This is a genomic window from Coprococcus sp. AF16-5, assembly GCF_003479365.1.
In the GTDB taxonomy this organism is placed as follows: domain Bacteria; phylum Bacillota; class Clostridia; order Lachnospirales; family Lachnospiraceae; genus Coprococcus; species Coprococcus aceti.
The window spans coordinates 90,426-107,892 of record NZ_QUGZ01000006.1 but is presented as its reverse complement, the minus strand read 5'-3'; the positions used below and the strand labels follow the sequence as shown (position 1 = coordinate 107,892).

General features: G+C 42.3%; 17 protein-coding genes and 1 CRISPR repeat array. All 17 genes read right to left on the bottom strand.

Annotation, left to right across the window (positions count from 1 at the left end):
• Window positions 1–260: 260 nt before the first annotated feature.
• The gene (gene hemC, locus DWW70_RS13200; protein WP_118650018.1) at window positions 261–1,313 is read right to left on the bottom strand and encodes a hydroxymethylbilane synthase; all 1,053 of its coding nucleotides are present in this window, start codon (window positions 1,311–1,313) and stop codon (window positions 261–263) included.
• Entirely contained in the window at window positions 1,303–1,962 is a 660-nt protein-coding gene (locus tag DWW70_RS13195) for a precorrin-2 dehydrogenase/sirohydrochlorin ferrochelatase family protein (RefSeq protein ID WP_243017730.1), read from the bottom strand. The genes hemC and DWW70_RS13195 overlap by 11 nt, the downstream gene beginning before the upstream one ends.
• A gap of 126 nt (window positions 1,963–2,088) precedes the next feature.
• The gene (locus DWW70_RS13190; RefSeq protein ID WP_118650017.1) at window positions 2,089–3,312 is read right to left on the bottom strand and encodes a hypothetical protein; all 1,224 of its coding nucleotides are present in this window, start codon (window positions 3,310–3,312) and stop codon (window positions 2,089–2,091) included.
• 98 nt (window positions 3,313–3,410) lie between these two features.
• Window positions 3,411–3,827 carry a M67 family metallopeptidase gene (locus DWW70_RS13185; RefSeq protein ID WP_004851714.1) on the bottom strand — a complete coding sequence of 139 codons (417 nt, stop codon included), beginning with the start codon at window positions 3,825–3,827 and terminating at the stop codon, window positions 3,411–3,413.
• Between the two features lie 144 nt (window positions 3,828–3,971).
• Entirely contained in the window at window positions 3,972–4,781 is an 810-nt protein-coding gene (gene thiF / locus DWW70_RS13180; RefSeq protein WP_004851717.1) for a thiazole biosynthesis adenylyltransferase ThiF, read from the bottom strand.
• A complete protein-coding gene (gene thiS / locus DWW70_RS13175) occupies window positions 4,781–4,990 on the bottom strand; it encodes a sulfur carrier protein ThiS (protein WP_015534732.1) in 210 nt (69 codons plus the stop codon). The genes thiF and thiS overlap by 1 nt, the downstream gene beginning before the upstream one ends.
• A 164-nt stretch (window positions 4,991–5,154) precedes the next feature.
• Entirely contained in the window at window positions 5,155–5,472 is a 318-nt protein-coding gene (locus DWW70_RS13170) for a thioredoxin family protein (protein ID WP_118016856.1), read from the bottom strand.
• A gap of 19 nt (window positions 5,473–5,491) precedes the next feature.
• Window positions 5,492–5,737: a sulfurtransferase TusA family protein gene (locus tag DWW70_RS13165; protein WP_004851723.1), complete on the bottom strand. Its 246-nt coding sequence runs from the start codon at window positions 5,735–5,737 to the stop codon at window positions 5,492–5,494.
• Window positions 5,730–6,590: a 4Fe-4S binding protein gene (locus DWW70_RS13160; protein ID WP_118016857.1), complete on the bottom strand. Its 861-nt coding sequence runs from the start codon at window positions 6,588–6,590 to the stop codon at window positions 5,730–5,732. The genes DWW70_RS13165 and DWW70_RS13160 overlap by 8 nt, the downstream gene beginning before the upstream one ends.
• 27 nt (window positions 6,591–6,617) lie before the next feature.
• Window positions 6,618–7,841, bottom strand: coding sequence for an O-acetylhomoserine aminocarboxypropyltransferase/cysteine synthase family protein (locus DWW70_RS13155; RefSeq protein ID WP_118016858.1), 1,224 nt, complete (start codon window positions 7,839–7,841; stop codon window positions 6,618–6,620).
• Between the two features lie 611 nt (window positions 7,842–8,452).
• Window positions 8,453–9,826 (bottom strand): MATE family efflux transporter, encoded by a 1,374-nt coding sequence (locus tag DWW70_RS13150; RefSeq protein WP_118016859.1) that lies wholly within the window; start codon window positions 9,824–9,826, stop codon window positions 8,453–8,455.
• Between the two features lie 154 nt (window positions 9,827–9,980).
• Entirely contained in the window at window positions 9,981–10,334 is a 354-nt protein-coding gene (locus DWW70_RS13145) for a hypothetical protein (protein WP_118650016.1), read from the bottom strand.
• A gap of 79 nt (window positions 10,335–10,413) precedes the next feature.
• Window positions 10,414–11,703, bottom strand: a complete 1,290-nt coding sequence (locus DWW70_RS13140) for an ATP-binding protein (protein WP_118016861.1) — start codon at window positions 11,701–11,703, stop codon at window positions 10,414–10,416.
• Between the two features lie 270 nt (window positions 11,704–11,973).
• Complete coding sequence (locus DWW70_RS15595; protein ID WP_442872023.1) at window positions 11,974–12,246, bottom strand: immunoglobulin-like domain-containing protein; 273 nt, start codon at window positions 12,244–12,246, stop codon at window positions 11,974–11,976.
• A 15-nt stretch (window positions 12,247–12,261) separates the two neighbouring features.
• Window positions 12,262–12,890: a CRISPR direct-repeat array (repeat unit 37 nt; unit sequence GTCATATTTCCCTTTTTATTCTTGGTATGTTATAATA).
• A 55-nt stretch (window positions 12,891–12,945) separates the two neighbouring features.
• On the bottom strand, window positions 12,946–13,263 hold the full coding sequence (gene cas2 / locus DWW70_RS13130; RefSeq protein ID WP_243003508.1) for a CRISPR-associated endonuclease Cas2: 318 nt from the start codon (window positions 13,261–13,263) through the stop codon (window positions 12,946–12,948).
• Window positions 13,256–14,155: a type II CRISPR-associated endonuclease Cas1 gene (gene cas1, locus DWW70_RS13125; RefSeq protein ID WP_118016864.1), complete on the bottom strand. Its 900-nt coding sequence runs from the start codon at window positions 14,153–14,155 to the stop codon at window positions 13,256–13,258. The genes cas2 and cas1 overlap by 8 nt, the downstream gene beginning before the upstream one ends.
• Window positions 14,156–17,452 carry a type II CRISPR RNA-guided endonuclease Cas9 gene (gene cas9 / locus DWW70_RS13120; RefSeq protein WP_118650015.1) on the bottom strand — a complete coding sequence of 1,099 codons (3,297 nt, stop codon included), beginning with the start codon at window positions 17,450–17,452 and terminating at the stop codon, window positions 14,156–14,158.
• Between the last annotated feature and the right edge of the window lie 15 nt (window positions 17,453–17,467).

Here is a 17,467-nt window from a genome sequence, read left to right as displayed (position 1 = left end):
CGTTTCCGCCCCCGATAAGGACGTTTGGGGAATGTCGTCAAACGGAGTTTGATGACCTGCGCACGCATCAGCGTGCTTCCCGTCCCGTTCGGCAAGAAGCGACAAGATTCAATCGCATTGTGCTACCCGCCCCGCAGGCACAAATCCAGCACACCCAGCTTACATATCGATAAAATTTACTTTTCTACTTATCTTCAAAATACACTGCTTCATAACATTTTTCTTTTCTTGAAATAGAAACATATCTGTTATGCTATAACCTACTTTATCAACACCTCTACAAGCTGTTCCCATTCTGCGGTGTTTCCTTCTACCGTCTTTCTGTGTATCTGGATTTCTTCATCTTTCTCTTTGTCCGATAAAGCCGCATCTGCTTTCATCAGGCTTAGCTTCATGTGGTCGCCATGAAGTTCTGAGTACACGCCTATCGGTTCGTGACAGCCGGCGTCCAGGCGATTCAGAACTGCGCGCTCGCATGTGAGCTGTGTGTATGCCTCTGTGTCATTTATCGCTCTGACCATGTCGTATACCTCGCCAGAGGTTCGTGTCTCTATGGCTATGATTCCCTGACATGCTGCCGGAAGCATGGACTCTGTGCTGATGTATCTGAATGTAAGTTCGTCCTTGTGCACTTCAAAGCATTCTGTGCTGTCATTGCCTTTGTCTTCAATAACTCCCAGGCGCTCAAGCCCTGCCGCTGCAAGAATGATGGCATCGTATTCGCCGTCCTCCAGCTTCTGTATGCGGGTGCCGACATTTCCTCTCAGGTTCTTGCACACAGCATTTCGATACATGTCTTTTATCTGGTATTGCCTTCTCAGGCTGCTGGTTCCCACCACGAAACTCTCGTTTCTGTCAAATGACCTGCCACTCTTATATATAAAAACGTCCTGCGGACAGGCCCTCGGAAGTGTACCCGATATCGTAAGACCTTCCATGATCTCCATCGGCATATCCTTGGCACTGTGTACCGCTATGTCTATGTCACCTTTAAGTATAGCTTCCTCGAATTCCTCGACAAATACCGCTTTGCCTCCGAATTCCAGAAGCGCTCTGCTGGTGTCCCGATCCCCCCGGGTACTCATTGTAACCATCTGAAAATCAACCTGGGAAAATCTCTCATTGAGTGCCTTTATCACCAATTCAGTCTGAGCAAGAGCAAGCTTGCTGCCGCGGGTTCCAACTTTTACTGTTTTTTTCTGTCCTCCGCTTTCGCAATCCAAACCGTCACTATTGAATCCATCTGCCATGTCATTCTCCGCAAATTTACGAATATTCGGTTTATTTTTACTATGTCCATTCTCAACTCTCATCTAACAGACTCCTAACCATTTGCTGAAACGCTTTCTTTCGCTCTTCCTCGCCGTCTATCTGTGCTTTGATCTGCTCGCGGAGCTCACCCATACGCTCTGCTATATCGCCATAACTCCTACCTAAATGGCTCTCTATATTTCTCTTGATCGTGCCCGCAAGCACTGGACTCTGTCCACCGGTGGAAACGCTTATCACGACCTCTTTATCCTTTATGATCGCTGGAAAATAAAATCCGCAATCCGCCTTCACATCAACCACATTTACAAGTATTCGCTGCTGCCTGCAAAGCTCCGCCATTTCGTGGTTGACCTTCTCATCGTCCGTCGCCATTATGACGACAAATGCGTCAACAATATCCTGGGGCTGCACACGTCTTTTTACAAGTGTTAGGCATCCAGAATAATCTGCAGAATAATCTGCAAAATTCTCTACAGAACCACGATCATCGCTTGTCGCTGCACAGTATTTGTCTGGCGTATTCACCTGCTCCGCCAGTTTCAAAAGCTCCGGGCAAAACTCTGGGGACACCACCGTGACCACCGCGCCAAATTCCAGCATGCTGCACACCTTTCTGTATGCAACAGTTCCACCTCCTGCGATCAGGCATCTCTCATTATTCAGTTCGATCATAAATGGGAAATACGACATTACTACCTCTAATTTCTATTATTGAGTCTCTATTAAAAAGCACCAAACGTTGTTCCAATTATCTGACATCTGACAAGAGCCTAGTCAGACGATGATACTGCATAATCTCAGGCAAACAAGCAGTATTCAGTTCTCACATCCGGCAGTCACAATACTGTCCAGCATTTTCTCAAATGCCTCATACTCAAGCTGTCCTTTAAGTTTGTATACCAGCTTTGCTCCGTCTGTTGTCTTTAGTTGTGCCATCACGTCTCCGTGCTCCCTGTTGAACCTCGAAAATGCTATGTTCTTCATGATCTCGTCAACCTGTGATATGAGCCACGGCTCCATCTCTGTGATTGTTTTTGCCCTGCTTTCATTGTTCTCTCTGGAGAGTGTTCTGATATAGTCTATGTCACGCAGCACACATCCGTCCACATCTGAGACCGCAGGATCAATGTCCTTTGGCATTGCCAGATCAAGGAGCAATCTCCGCTTCGGCTGCATTTTCACAGCCTCCGCCAGCTCATCCCTGACAAATGTATAATGCGGGCTTGATGTCGCACTGATGATGACATCCGCCCAGGCTGCCAGCTCATATCTTCTGCTGTAGTCCTCTATCCTGATCTGCTGATGTCTGTCAAATATGCTATCTGCACTGTGGTGACTTCTGCTTGTGCCTGTTATCTCTATATCTGGTGCAAGATCTGCAATATCCTTGACAACTATGCTGCCTATCTTGCCTGTGGCTCCTACGACCAGGATATGCCCGGTATTTGCCTTTTCAGCATCCACACTCTCAGTTTGACTGCTGCTTACCACATCACTTCGAACATCTCTGCACGTGTTTTCAATGCCGCCATTTCTTGTAAAATTCACTGCCTCCCGTGCTGACAAGGTTCCGACGGATACCGGAAGTCTCGTAGTGTCACTCTCCGTCGCCACCGCCTTTGCCGCCGCAAGTGCTCCCTGAAATGCTATATTCAGCTCGCCGTCACAGGCTCCAAGCTCCTTCGCCACAAGATATGCACTCTTCACCTGATGTATGATCTCCACCTCGCCGAGCACCATGGAATCCATACCACACGCCACTCTGCACAGATGTAACACACACTGAAATCCTTCATAATTCATGCTGTATCTTCTTATGAGGCTGACAGGGACATCCCTATCATTAGCCAGAAGCATTTCTACCTGTTCATATTTATCTGTGAAGTATATCTCCATCCTGTTGCAGGTCGACAACACGACACATCCACCCACCTCAGCCTTAAGGCGCTCAGTGAACTGTCTCTGTCCTTTTGTCGTAAATGCAAATCTCTCCCTGACATCGGCCGGTGTATTTTTATGGTTTATACTTATGCAAAACATCTCTTCAGTAACTCCAAATAAAATTTATGACACAGTCCGCATAAAGAACAAGGGCGGGTATCAAAGCCCGCCCTGTTCTTTCAAATGCCTGCTATCTATCATGATTCTATAACAAGCTCCTCTATCGTCACATTCTTTTCCTCATCTATGTTGAAGGCCTTGAGTACCGGATTGTCTATCTCCATGAGGGAGAGAATCAGATAATTCACCTTGGAATCATATGCAAGTCTCTTATCCTCCTCCGAAGGTCTGGACGGAGACTCTGGATGGGAATGAAAGTTGCCAAGAAGCTCGTATCCATTTGCACGCATATCCTTAACTGCCGCAAGCTGCTCTCTCGGGTCCATGGAAAAATGCTCGTTGCTGGCGTCAATATTTGTCAGGAGATACACCTTCCTGATGTACTTCTTATCGCCCTCTCTAACACCGCCGATCAGACCACAGGACTCATTTGGAAGGCCTTCCTTGCAGTGTGCAAGTATCTTCTCGTAATCAGACTTTGTCATGTACAACATCTTACTTCATATCCTCCTTATTATCAACTATCTCTGTGACCCACCTGTATCATGCTGCGTTAAGCGGGAGCGCTCCCAGATATGGTATTGTCAGTCAGACTCAGCATTCACAGCCCTATACACAGGCGGATTACAGAGATCATTTTATTTTCCGTCGCACTCCACCTGCTCGTAGTCGATGAGCTTGGTGATGGTTGGATTTGGTCCACATACAGCACAGCCACAGCCCTTCTTGTGAGGGAGCTTTACTGTGTGGAATTCCATCTTAAGTGCGTCAAATGTAAGGAGTCTTCCTGTCAGAAGATCGCCAACTCCAATGAGATACTTGATTGCCTCCATAGCCTGAAGACTTCCGATAACACCGCCCATTGCTCCGATGACTCCGGCCTGCTTACATGTAGGAACCGCATCCTTTGGAGGTGGATCCTTGAATACACATCTGTAACATGGTCCCTCATCTGGAACATATGTCATAAGCTGACCCTTGAATCTGATGATTCCTGCATGTGAAAATGGCTTCTTAGCCATAACACAGGCATCATTTATAAGGAATTTTGCAGGGAAGTTGTCTGTTCCATCGATGATGAAATCATAGTCCTTGATGAGATCCATGATGTTCTCTGATGTCACGAACTCTCTGTATGTGATCACATTTACATCAGGGTTCATGGCGTTCATGGTCTCCTTTGCGGATTTGACCTTTGCCTTGCCCACATCTGCTGTTCCGTGAATGATCTGTCTCTGAAGATTTGACAGATCTACCTCATCGGCATCAACTATACCTATGGTTCCTACTCCGGCTGCTGCCAGGTACATAGCGGCTGGCGCTCCCAGTCCACCTGCGCCTATGATCAGCACCTTGCCATTTAACAATTTCTTCTGTCCCTTCACGCCAACTTCCTGAAGGATGATGTGACGTGAGTAACGTTCCATCTGTTCGTTTGTGAATGCCATTAGAAGCTGCCACCTCCCATGAAGTAGAGGAACTCTACTGTATCGCCGTCCTTGAGCTCTGTTGTTGCAAATGCATCTGAGTCAACAAACTCATCGTTCACTGTTACTGTGACATAGTCCGGATTCTCAACGTTCTCTGACACGATGATCTGAGCTATTGTTGTCTTCTCTGCTATCTCTTTCTTCTTTCCTGCTATTGTGACTGTCATTTTTCTTTCCTCCTGACGATTCATTTGCCTGTCCGGCGTTGCCAGACTAACATAAAATGTGATTATATACTTTATAATTTTAATTATATAGTTTCATTCTTCTGTACACCGAAAGTAATTGACTACAGTCAAATACTCCATCGTGTCACTTTACCAACGAATTTCTACAATAATTTGCCAACTTCCTCCTCCAGCGCATTTCTCTTCACAAGACCGCGGATGCGGGAAACCTCCTCACCACCCTTGAAGAAGAGTATGGTTGGTGATGCCATGACTGCGTACTTCTCAGCAAGCTCTGCGTCGAAGTTTACATTTACCTTGTACACATTTACCTTGTCCTTGTAGTCATCCTCGATGCCGCCAAGGATAGGTGAGAGCTGCTTGCATGGTATGCAGCTGTCCGAATAGAATTCCACGATGACCGGAAGCTCCGACTGAAGAACCTTCGCATCGAAATCCTCTGCACTGACTCTTACTGCCATTCATTTTCTCCTTTTCTGATCAATCCTCCAGTTTTTTAACTATAAGATCATAAGTGCCATTCTCGTTGTCGATGAGCTTCAGGATCTGCTGTCCTTCCTCCTTGAAGCTTCTTGGTACGTTCTGTACAGGCTCGCCGTCGTTCATGGTAACCGCAAGCACCTGTCCTATCTCAAGCTCCTCCATGGCTACCTTCGCCTTGACAAATGTCATCGGGCACACCACATCAGTTATATCTACTCTGTCATCAATTTCGTAATCAGCCATTGTAAGCCTCCTTTAATACTTCTTTGAATTTGTCTAAGCCCACACGCTCCAGGGTGAACTGGAAACGCTCGCTTGGCTTTGCATTGTCTGCAAAGAACTGTATTGCCGCATCTGTGATACGGAAAAGCTGCTCCTCAGATTTAACAACCGGAAGTAACTCCTCGCCGCGGTGGATCGTGTTACCAAATAATCCTCCGAATGATACAAGGTATCCTGTCTCGCCCTTCCATGCATCTGTAGGACATGCCTTTGCGCATCGTCCGCAGTAGTTACATTTGTCTGTGTCTAGGATGATCTTGCCGTCCGCCATGGTGATCGCGCCCTCACGGCATGCCTTGACGCACACTCCACACATGATACATGATGGCTCATCCCACTCTACCACCATCGCGCCCTTGATTCCCACGTCGTTCTCTTCTGCCTTCAGACAGTTGTTCTGGCATCCCGTGACACCGAACTTGAACTTGTGAGGAAGCTCCCTTGCGTAATATCTCGCATCAAGCTTCTTGGCTATGTCATAAGTGTCTATATTGCCGCTCGGACAGATCTGATTTCCCTGGCACGCTGTGACTGTTCTTACTCTCGGGCCACACACACCCGGCTTACAGCCTCCCTTTGCCAATTCCTCCTTCACCTCTTCCACATCGTCAAGCTTGACAAATGGGATCTCAACACTCTGTCTCGATGTGAGATGTACATGTCCATCTCCGTATTTCTCGGCAACCTCTGCTATCTTCTTGAGATTCTCTGCGGTAAGATTTCCTCCCACCACCTGAAGTCTCAGAGAAAAGTTATTCTTCTGCTTCTGTCTCATGAATCCGCCCTTTTTCAGAGCTGCGTAATCTACTGCCATATGTAGTTCCTCCAAATCATTTGTGTATTAGTCGACAAGGGCCTTCTGGAAATCTTCTATCAGATCCTCCACATCCTCGATTCCGACACTAATACGAATCATATCATCATATACGTTAGCGTCAAGCTTTTCCTGCTCTGTGCTGTGCGCATTCAGTGTCGATTCAGGATGCACGATGAGCGTCTTTGTGTCTCCTATGTTCGACACTATCTGCGGTATTGTGAGCTTATTCATCACCGCAAATGCCTTCTCCTTGCTGCCGACTCTGATAGTAATAATAGCGCCGTAGCCTCCGTGCAGCTGCTTATCCGCTATGTCATGCCATGGGCTTGAGGTAAGTCCCGGATAGTTGACCTTTACACCCTCCTGACTTTCCAGAAACTGAGCAAGGGCAAGTGCATTGTGTGAGCATCGCTCCATTCGAAGTCCCAATGTCTCCATGCCCAGCATATTGTAAAATGCTGTCTGTGGAGCTATGCAGGCTCCTGTATTTCTAAAAAGTCCGTTCCTGAGTTTTGCTATGTAGGCGAACTTTCCGAACATCTTGTACTGCTGCAGAAGCGGATAACGCTCTGCGTCCCATTTGAAATTGCCGCTGTCGGTGATGACTCCGCTTATGGCATCGCTGTTGCCATTGATGTACTTGGATGTGGAATTGATGACTATATCCGCTCCAAGTGTCAGTGGTGTGACCAGATATGCAGTTGCCACTGTATTGTCTATTAGGAGCGGAAGCCTGTGTGAATGTGCCAGCTCCGAAAGTGCCTTTATATCCACCACATCCAGCTTCGGATTGCCGATTGTCTCAGCAAATATCACTCTGGTATTCTCATTTATCGCTGCCTCAACCGCTTCCTTATCCGATATCTCCACAAATGTCGTCTTGATCCCAAATGCCTCCAGATCGTGGAACAGATCTATCGTTCCCCCGTAGAGTCCTGTGCTGGACACTATCTCTCCGCCAGCTCCTACTATATTTAAGAGTGCATTTGTGAGTGCCGCCATGCCTGAGGAACAAGCTACAGAACCCACTCCCTTTTCAAGATTTGTCATCCGCTCCTCAAATGCAACTATCGTCGGGTTGTTGATCCTCGTATAAGAATAACCCGTCGCCTTGTTGTGGAAGAGCTTCTCATGCTGCTCCGCTGAAGGCTGATAGAATGCACTGGATTGATAGATCGGTGTAAGTGTGGCGCCTGTATTCTCATCACCAAGCTTTGCGCTGTGTAATAATGCTGTGTTAAATCTCATGATCTTCCATGCCTCACTAAATAATAAATCCTATAATTCCTACGAACATGATAGGATTATAGCTCTTATACCCTACTATGTCAATAGGAATTATAAAATAAGCCATGCACATAATCGAAAAAAATGATCTGATGGGAGTTTACTCACATTCAGATCATCTTTTGAGGTTATGTATATGGCGCATGCCATTCCACGAGCTGCGTTAGCAGCGAGGGGAGCATGGCTTATTTTGTAGTGGTAGTCATCGGGAGCTTGCTCACAATCAACTGGTGTTTTTTTGTTATCTATACGGCGCATGCCATCCTCAGGGCCGCGTTAGCGGCGAGGGGCGCATTGCTTATTTTATAATTCCGTACGGTATCCACGGCGCATGCCATTCTCAGGTAATGCCCCCTCGCCTTCGCCAGACGGCAGGTCATCGGGGCTGATTAAATATGAACTTCGTTCATGCAGCCCCTCCTCACGAGCCACATCAGTGGCGAGGGAAAGCATGGCTTATTTTAATTCGGACGGGCCTATTCTTATACGACATCTCTATCTTCTTAAACAACAGCAAATAAAAACGTATGGATCAGCCCCATTTCTCTGGCAGCTTCCCCATACGTTTTCACTCATTTCTTATTTGCAATTTTCTTATACAGCATATTCCTCACATAGAAATAACATACTATCTGCATAGCGAGGGTTATGATCCAGGATGCCGGATATGAGATGAACAGAACCGCCAGGGATCTGTGTCTCGGGAAAATCCAGTATATCCACACGATTCGGGTTCCCACCGTTCCTATGATCGAGAGGAGCATCGGAACTCCGGAATGTCCCATCCCACGAAGCGCCCCCGGGAACAAGTCCATAAATCCGCAAAGGAAATATGTGACTGTCGTATACAGCAGAATCTCCATTCCGCACTTTATAACCGCGTCGCTGCTCGTATATATATGCAGCAGCTGCGGTCCAAAGAAATACGCTCCATTGCCCAGAACCATCATTGCCACAAATGACAATATCAGACAGTCGATCAGAACTCTCTCCATACGTTTCCATTTGCCGACACCGTAGTTCTGGCTCGTAAAACTCATGCACGCCTGCGTTACAGCATTCACCGTCACATACAGAAATCCAAATATATTATTTGCCGCCGTGTAGCCCGCCATGGCAACCGAGCCAAATGAGTTGACTGACGACTGAAGCAGCACATTCGAAAAGTTGATGACCGTGCTCTGAATTCCCGCCGGAACTCCGACCGAAAAGATCTGCTTTACATATGCCCCCTTGATGGTAAGCTTTGAAAATCTAAGCTGATAGCTTGTCTCCGACATATACAGACAGCGGAGCACAAGCACGCAGGATATCAGCTGTGAGATAACAGTTCCGATTGCCACACCGGCAACTCCAAGCTTGAAAATGATCACAAAGCATAGGTTTAGACCTGTATTTGCAATTCCTGAAATAACCAGGAAAAGGAGCGGTCTCTTTGTATCTCCCACCGCTCTTAGTATGGCCGCGCCGTAATTGTACAGCATAAAAAACGGCATTCCCAGAAAGTAAATCCGCATGTATACAGACGAAAGATCAATTACATCATCCGGTGTATCCATAAGCGCTAACGCCGGTTTTGCACATATCAGTCCGACAAAGGCCATAATAATACCGCTGATCAGCGCTAACGTGATCGCGGTATGTACTGTCTCTGACATTTCTTTATCTTTTCCTGCGGCATAAAATCTTGCCGCAAGCACATTTGCCCCAAGGGATATCCCTATGAACAAATTGGTAAATACATTGATAAGTGCTGTGGTTGAACCGACCGCCGCCAGAGCCTGACTTCCACTGAATCTTCCGACAACGATGATATCTACTGCGTTGAACATAAGCTGCAAAATTCCCGACAGCATAAGCGGTAACGAAAACGAGATCAGCTTATCCATGATCGTCCCGTTGCACATATCAATTTCATATTTATTTTGTTTTATTGTAGAACTCATAATTTTCCTCAGACTCTTTATACATAATATCATTTTCTTTATGTACATAAGGTTATACACTTTACCTGATTATGTCAACTTTTATGTCTATGTCGTTTATTTACACATAAAAAAGACAGGACTTTCTCGTCCTGCCTCTTTCACACAGCCTTTATCATTCTGCCTCGAATTTTATTCCCTCTTCCTTTGCAAATGTTTCTGCAAACGAACCGGCTTTGCCAACAATTGTCAAGGTATCTTCGCCAAAGAAGACTACCTTATCGAGATTCTCTACCCCTGCTGGAAGATGAATCACTTCTAATGTATCCGAAAAATAAGCATTATCAAATTCTTTAAGATTGTAGCCCAGGTCTACATATTTTAAACTGTCATTGCTAAAAGGCCCGTTAATTATGGATATAACATCCTTCCCGTCTATCTGCTCCGGTATGACAACTATCGGATCACTTCCATTATATGCCTTTATGGATACACTATCACCATCTTTTGCATTTTCTTTGACTACCATATTTTTCCCAACGCATTGTCCCCACTGCTTTTACACACGGCAATGCTTATGTTCACTCTTCTGCTCATACATGCTCTTTTTAAATAAGCTCCTTATCCAAAAGGAAATCAATCACGTTGATATTCAAAATGCCGTTATCATCATACCAACGCTTTCCAATATCTTTCCTTACCACAATTTTAGGGAAAGAATCTCCTGTGAGCGCAAATGGTCTGAGTTCTGCTTCTGCTTTTTCATCAGTAGGCATCGCATACGCTGACTGAATATAAGTTCGTTTTCCTCCTGAATTTACGACAAAATCAATTTCCCTTGGAGTGCGAATTGAATTGCCTTTTTCGCTGAGCGTCCTTGCATAAACAACACCAACATCAACGGAAAACTGCCTGATATTCAACTCATTATATATGATGTTTTCCATTATATGCGTCATTTCCTGCTGGCGGAAACCTATCCTTGCATTTCTAAGTCCAATATCTTCGCAATAATATTTATTTGGCGAGTCAAAATAGGATTTTCCTTTTACATCATATCGCTTACTTTCTGAAAAAAGAAACGCATCTTCCAAATGTCCGATATATGCCCGAATCGTGTTAGCAGCCACACCGCCCCCTTGCTTTGACTTCAGAGCATTCGCAATTTTGGTCGGATTTGTTAATGAGCCAACTGATGAGCAAAGCAAATCTAAAATCCGTTCCAGAACATCTTGCCTTTCAATTCTCTTACGTTCAACAATATCCTTAATATACACTTCTGAGAAAAGTGATTTCAGATAATTCATCTTAGCCGTATCATTAGGTCTTGACAGGATAAGTGGCATACCGCCATAAAATGCGTATTCATCAAATGCTTCATTTTTATCCCCACCAACAGCAGAATAATATTCTGCAAAACTAAGCGGATGTACTCTTATCTCATCACTTCGTCCTCTAAACTCAGTAAGGATATCACTGGAAAGCATTTTTGAATTGCTTCCTGTCACATAAACATCTAAATTCGATAAACCTCTCAAATCATTAAGAGCATCGTAAAAAGTAATTTTCTTACCGTCCGGATTATATGGATTAGCCACCTCATCAGACATTTGAATTTCATCAACGAAAAGATAATACTCATCTTTGCTCTTTTCCACTTCTTCTCTTACATATGATGAAAGAATAAGCGGATTACGATATTTAATGTCTTTCGCAAGGTCAAGCTCAATCGTGATAATCTGTTCTTCTTTTACACCATTTTCTATTAAGTAATCTCGGTATATATTTTTAAGAAGATAGGATTTTCCACATCTCCTGATACCGGTAATTACTTTCACTAATCCATCAAAACGATATGAAATCAACTGCTCAAGGTAACTATCGCGCTTAATTTCCATAAATCCCACTCCATTTCATTGAAAATTTCTGCCTATTTAGGCTTTTTCAATCAATATTATATGTGTTTTCTATCAGGTTTTCAAGTTGCCATTGAAAATTATAGCCCCAAAAGGCTAAAATATTCAGTGTAAATATTTTTTTCTTTCTCCAATTAACTCAGCACCATTGGTGCCTGGCCCCATGAACAACACTTTCTCCAATTAACTCAAAAAGGCTTTCTTGTGAAAAGAGGGCAGTGCCTGTATTTAGGCAACTACCCTCATAAGTTGTTATTGATTTGTTTTTCGTTTTTTACGATACAGACTGTATAACAGAAGGATACTTGAACCAATCAACATGACTTCCCACAATAGAAGATTATTTCTATCGCCTGTTTCTACACTGCCTTTATCATTACTTGGCTTATTGGTATTCGGTTTATCTGTATCTGGATTAACCGGTGCAGGCTTAACAGTTACTTTAACCGTCTTTGTAGCAGTAGCACCCTGACTATCTGTTACCTGATATGTCACTTCATAAGTTCCGGCTTTCTTTGTATCTATTGCATTGTGAACGATGTCATATTTCCCTTTTTATTCTTGGTATGTTATAATAGGGCATACATTATGGTGGTGGTGGGCAGGTCATATTTCCCTTTTTATTCTTGGTATGTTATAATAAACAGGGGCATTAAGTTTTATTGCAATCCGTCATATTTCCCTTTTTATTCTTGGTATGTTATAATGACTACATCAAAGTGCTTGAAACCACTATAGTCATATTTCCCTTTTTATTCTTGGTATGTTATAATACTGTCATCATCAAGCATGAGGCCTATCTGTCATATTTCCCTTTTTATTCTTGGTATGTTATAATTACAAAGATTGGTATTTCAGGTGGTGGCAGGTCATATTTCCCTTTTTATTCTTGGTATGTTATAATACATTAGATGTGTATATTAATGATGAACTCGTCATATTTCCCTTTTTATTCTTGGTATGTTATAATAAGTTTGGACTTCTTGCCGCAAAGCAACCGGTCATATTTCCCTTTTTATTCTTGGTATGTTATAATACTATAGTGATTTTTTTTAGATGAAAGGATGTCATATTTCCCTTTTTATTCTTGGTATGTTATAATATAAGTTCATTAGTCGTTTGGGAGGACACGGTCATATTTCCCTTTTTATTCTTGGTATGTTATAATAGGGTAGCAAAAAAGCTAGGATTTTCAACAAATCCTAGCTTTTTCACATTAAAAAATCATATGATATCCAGCAAATTTATGCTACCTTTTTCTTCTTTTTTTGTTGTTCCCACCAGTATTTTCATCGAAGAATACTGTTTATCCGTGAGAACCAACATTCTTACAGAACCCGTTTCTGGAAGATTTTCATTCAGACGCCCTTCATGTTTTCTTTCCGCATCCATCCCATTGCACACACGAACATATACCGAATATTGCAACATACAATATCCATCATTCAACAGAAATTTGCGGAAACTGTATGCGCATCTTCTATCCTTCTTCGTCTTTGTTGGAATATCAAAAAATACAATCAATCTCATAAATTTACTCATAATTATGTCTTTCCAGCTCTATCAATTCTGGGATTTCAAGCTCATCCTTATTACCCATCAAAATAGAATTATAACTTGCTACCATTTTATCTATTGCATGATGTATTACATGTTTTTCTCCATGTATATCCATGTCATAATTCACAATATCCACCAATTGATACCGCATCTCTTTGCTTAGCTCTTTTCCTTCTTCCATATGTAGCTGTGTATAAACAAAATAATCAACAATTGCTCGATACGGTTCAATAAAATCATCTGCAAGATTGAAATTGTTCAGCTGGCTATGATGATTAATTCCAAGAGAAGGCTCAAACCCATAACATACTATTGACCTAGATATATGACCTCGCAATATACTATATCCATAGTTAAGTGCCGCATTTATTCCGTTGTCATCTCCCCGAGTAAAGTCGTTGCCAAATAAGCTTTTAAAGTACAATGCTGCTGCCTGCGCTTCTACATTTGTCTTATCACCAGACTGCACCTTTTTTGTCATATTGTATAATTGATCGGCATTCTTTTTGCCGCACAATTTTAAGCACATCGCCTGATTAGCTATCTTTTGTTTTACAATTTGCTGCCATATCCTGTTTTGTCTTGGTTTTGTTACCGCAAGCTGCGCAGTGAGCATCTTAAAATGTCTGCTATGTCTTGCCATAGGAAGAACAACTGTAGATGGTAGATGCTTTTCATCGCATATATAAACCAGACATCCATTCTCACTTAACCGCTGCAAGACTCCACTTGAAATCATAATTCCCGCATGCTCAAGCACAAGACAGTTTATATCCTCAAGCGGCACACACATATCTTCATTTCCGATTACCAATTGATAGTTATGAACAGAAATCCCTATATTCCTAGTCACAATGATATTACGATATGCCACCTATAACCACTCTCTTTCTTCTTTGGAACAAGAATATATATTTCCAAGTATATCAACATTTAATTTTTCAAAAATTGCTAGATTTTGTATACACAACCTAACATAAGACTTCGCGCCGAGATCATGTTGTACATAGCTTATCCCTGCAGAATAGCGATCACTGGTTTTATAATAACCATTTTCTATTTCTTTATTTTTCTTTTGTACTTTTATAAGGTCATCCGGATATAAGCTAAACAGGAAATCTTTATCATCCATTTCCTTCCAATCCGCAGTCTCCTTATGGGCAACTACAGCCTTTGTTGGCATCCTGTGTAAATATAAATCTTTATAATATACCGGAACCATATAATATTTTCCATCTTTCCTGAATATATCGCATCGGTACATCCCTCCTCTATCTTTGACTCCTTCTCTATCTATATCTTCACCTCTTCCTCTAACCTTAACCTGATCATCAGCTACTCCTACATAGAGTTTAACTTTTTTTACAATCGGGCCATCAGATCCATCCTTCTTAGGTTTATAAAATGGCTCTGCAAATGCATCTTTTGCATTTCCATATCGAATTAGTCTATCAAGTAATTTATTATATAGTAGCACGTCGTCTTCCGGGCGATAATAATCTTTAATCTGTTTTTTACCATCCACCTCTACCAGCTTTAACTTGTAAAGGCTTGTTTTTTCTACAGTTCTTGAGCTTGCCGCATCGACAGCTCGAATAGTATTTTCACTTATTCCCCCCGTCTTTTTCTTCACTGGCAAACGCGACACAAAAATCGGCTTAGGTATATTGCCCTTGTAGCCTCTTGCTTTCGCCCTCTCGATATAATCTTCTGGACGATCTGCGATAACCATCTCTACTTCCTCTCGGAACCATTCCCACGGCAGCGCTGTTGTTTCTAAGATTTCACCGGTTCTCCTATCAACAAGCTTATTGCCTTTTCGAACAACACCCCCCTGTTCTTCAAGCTTATATATATTACTCATCTTCTGGATCATTTTTTCCGTGCAAGACGCAATCACAATTGCATCCTGTGCATGATGCTTATCACTTTTCTCTCTGTCCTTTTCCAGTCCCCACTCATGTCTAAGCCTCGCTGTTACACCCCCATTTAGAGGATATACATGTTTTTTTCTAGTTCCGTCAATATATGGTTCAAATACCAAATGCCTGCGAACCAAATCTGCAACTACCTTAGTTGTGTATCTTGTATCATTTAAGTTTCTGGACAACCACTCCTCAGAATCAGATGACTTTGTAAGCGCATTTTTTCTCTTTCCAGGACTTAACACATAATTATTAACCATTTTTACGAATTTGTTCCATGCCTCATCGTCATGTCCAATATATTCATGCGGTGTATGGTTTTTCTTGTCCTGATTATCCTTCTTTTTTACGAGCATCTTATTATTAAAGCTGTCGTTGAACGAACGGCTATATGGGATAATATGATCCACCTCATATTTTTCATAATCCAGTATATCCTCAACTGGTATTAATTTTTCCGAATACAGATCCATCTGACTCTGATTCTTCCAAAGACGATACCTCAGTATATCTTTCCGACGTATATCACTTTCAATCTTTCCAAAATTCTCACTTATGAACTTTATTGCCTCTTTCTTCTCTTTATTATTATTTTTTTGAGCAGTGGCAATTTTCTTTTTTACCTCCCCGGAATGTGGCAAATCCCTTGCCATTTCAATGTGAATTTCTGCCGGGCTACCATATAGCTTAACTATTTCATTTAGAATCCGTACAGTTCTACGAACAGCACGTTTGACCGTGGGATTCATTATTTTGTCCACTGCCTCATTCAATAATTCTTTTGAAATATATTTTGCCTTCACGCCGTCTGTACTTAAGCTGTCATATCCCACCCGTAAACATGATTCCATATATGAATAACCAGCTTCCAATTCAGGCATCAGCTTCTTCATTGCCTTAAACGACAAGTTATGAAATTTTGCATAATTCAGCTTTAACAGTTTTTCTATCTGCGCTTGATTTAGCGATAAATCTGATAATTCTTCTCGTCTTTTTTCTTCCGATTTGTAATATGTCAACACCTTACCCACAGAATCCATCAACTGTTTTTGCTCTTCCGTCAAATCCTCATAAGATAAATTCAAAATTTCTTTTACTTCATGCCAATATTTAAGCGAAATAAAGTCGCTCTTTTTTTCTGTATCCAATATCCTTTGCTTAAAGTCACCATTATTAACCTTAGAATATGTCAAGCCTCCAAATCGTTCTTCCAAATCAAGCTTTAGTTCTTTTCGTATAGCATTATATTTTACCACCTTAGTCTTATATGCAAGCTTTATTACTGCACTCTTTTCATCCTCATTAAGTGGTCTCTCATTCCCATCGGCAGTACAAATTCGCAGATGATTTATTTTTTCAAGCAGTACGAATCGCTCCGATGTATACGAGGCTTTACATGCTCGTTTCTCTCCCTTCTCGAATGTACATTCACCAACCATCTTTTCAATCAGATTACCTCCATATGGACTTCCTTCACCTGGTCCTTCATCATAATTCCTCTGACTCTGCATAATGCTTAAAAATCGTTCTTCTAATTCTTTTGTCGCGAGAGTATTACCTAATTCCCTCTGCTTTTCAAATATTATCCGAACCTCTTCAACAAGCAAATCTCTGCTAATCGAATTACTATAGTTTCCCTCCGAATTTCGTGCCACTAGCAATTCATTTTCTTCACTGCTTCCACACCTTTTTTGTCTAAATTTAGCATCCTTATATATCATTTCCCCGGCTGTACGATATCCATGCTCATGCATATATTTTTTGTTTTCAGAAATTGCTGATAAAACTTTTTTGTCGTCTTCATCCTCCTGCTCATGCACTGCAGTACTCTTATACCCACGATGTTTGGCAAAATATATAAGAAGCTGTGCCAGTTCTCTATTATTCAGTATATATACTGGTTCATCCTGAATTGCAGCCCACCTGAGGAAATACACATCCTCAACTGCTCCTGAGTAATACTCATCCATATCCTTTTTTGAGACTATATTCATTTCCTGCAATAGGCTTTTCACTCGCTGTATTCTATGTGCCTTTCTACGTACAAGCCTTCTTCCAGATCTATACCCTCTTCTATTTGCTGTCGCCGTTATTTTTTCTTTCCCTACAGTAACCTCATCAAACGTGTGTACTCCAGCACGCACAATCCCGCATACATTGTCTTCTCCATCCAGTAAAAGAACTGCCCATCCAACAGACGCAATTCCAATATCCAGCCCCAATACATATCTAATTTTCTTTCGCATACTTTTCTCCTCCCT

Bases quoted from the DNA above. Each gene is read 5' to 3' on its own strand.
- hemC (WP_118650018.1), bottom strand. From the start codon at position 1,313: ATGAGAGTTGAGAATGGACATAGTAAAAATAAACCGAATATTCGTAAA.
- DWW70_RS13195 (WP_243017730.1), bottom strand. From the start codon at position 1,962: ATGTCGTATTTCCCATTTATGATCGAACTGAATAATGAGAGATGCCTG.
- DWW70_RS13190 (WP_118650017.1), bottom strand. From the start codon at position 3,312: ATGTTTTGCATAAGTATAAACCATAAAAATACACCGGCCGATGTCAGG.
- DWW70_RS13185 (WP_004851714.1), bottom strand. From the start codon at position 3,827: ATGTTGTACATGACAAAGTCTGATTACGAGAAGATACTTGCACACTGC.
- thiF (WP_004851717.1), bottom strand. From the start codon at position 4,781: ATGGCATTCACAAACGAACAGATGGAACGTTACTCACGTCACATCATC.
- thiS (WP_015534732.1), bottom strand. From the start codon at position 4,990: ATGACAGTCACAATAGCAGGAAAGAAGAAAGAGATAGCAGAGAAGACA.
- DWW70_RS13170 (WP_118016856.1), bottom strand. From the start codon at position 5,472: ATGGCAGTAAGAGTCAGTGCAGAGGATTTCGATGCGAAGGTTCTTCAG.
- DWW70_RS13165 (WP_004851723.1), bottom strand. From the start codon at position 5,737: ATGGCTGATTACGAAATTGATGACAGAGTAGATATAACTGATGTGGTG.
- DWW70_RS13160 (WP_118016857.1), bottom strand. From the start codon at position 6,590: ATGGCAGTAGATTACGCAGCTCTGAAAAAGGGCGGATTCATGAGACAG.
- DWW70_RS13155 (WP_118016858.1), bottom strand. From the start codon at position 7,841: ATGAGATTTAACACAGCATTATTACACAGCGCAAAGCTTGGTGATGAG.
- DWW70_RS13150 (WP_118016859.1), bottom strand. From the start codon at position 9,826: ATGAGTTCTACAATAAAACAAAATAAATATGAAATTGATATGTGCAAC.
- DWW70_RS13145 (WP_118650016.1), bottom strand. From the start codon at position 10,334: ATGGTAGTCAAAGAAAATGCAAAAGATGGTGATAGTGTATCCATAAAG.
- DWW70_RS13140 (WP_118016861.1), bottom strand. From the start codon at position 11,703: ATGGAAATTAAGCGCGATAGTTACCTTGAGCAGTTGATTTCATATCGT.
- cas2 (WP_243003508.1), bottom strand. From the start codon at position 13,263: ATGAGTAAATTTATGAGATTGATTGTATTTTTTGATATTCCAACAAAG.
- cas9 (WP_118650015.1), bottom strand. From the start codon at position 17,452: ATGCGAAAGAAAATTAGATATGTATTGGGGCTGGATATTGGAATTGCG.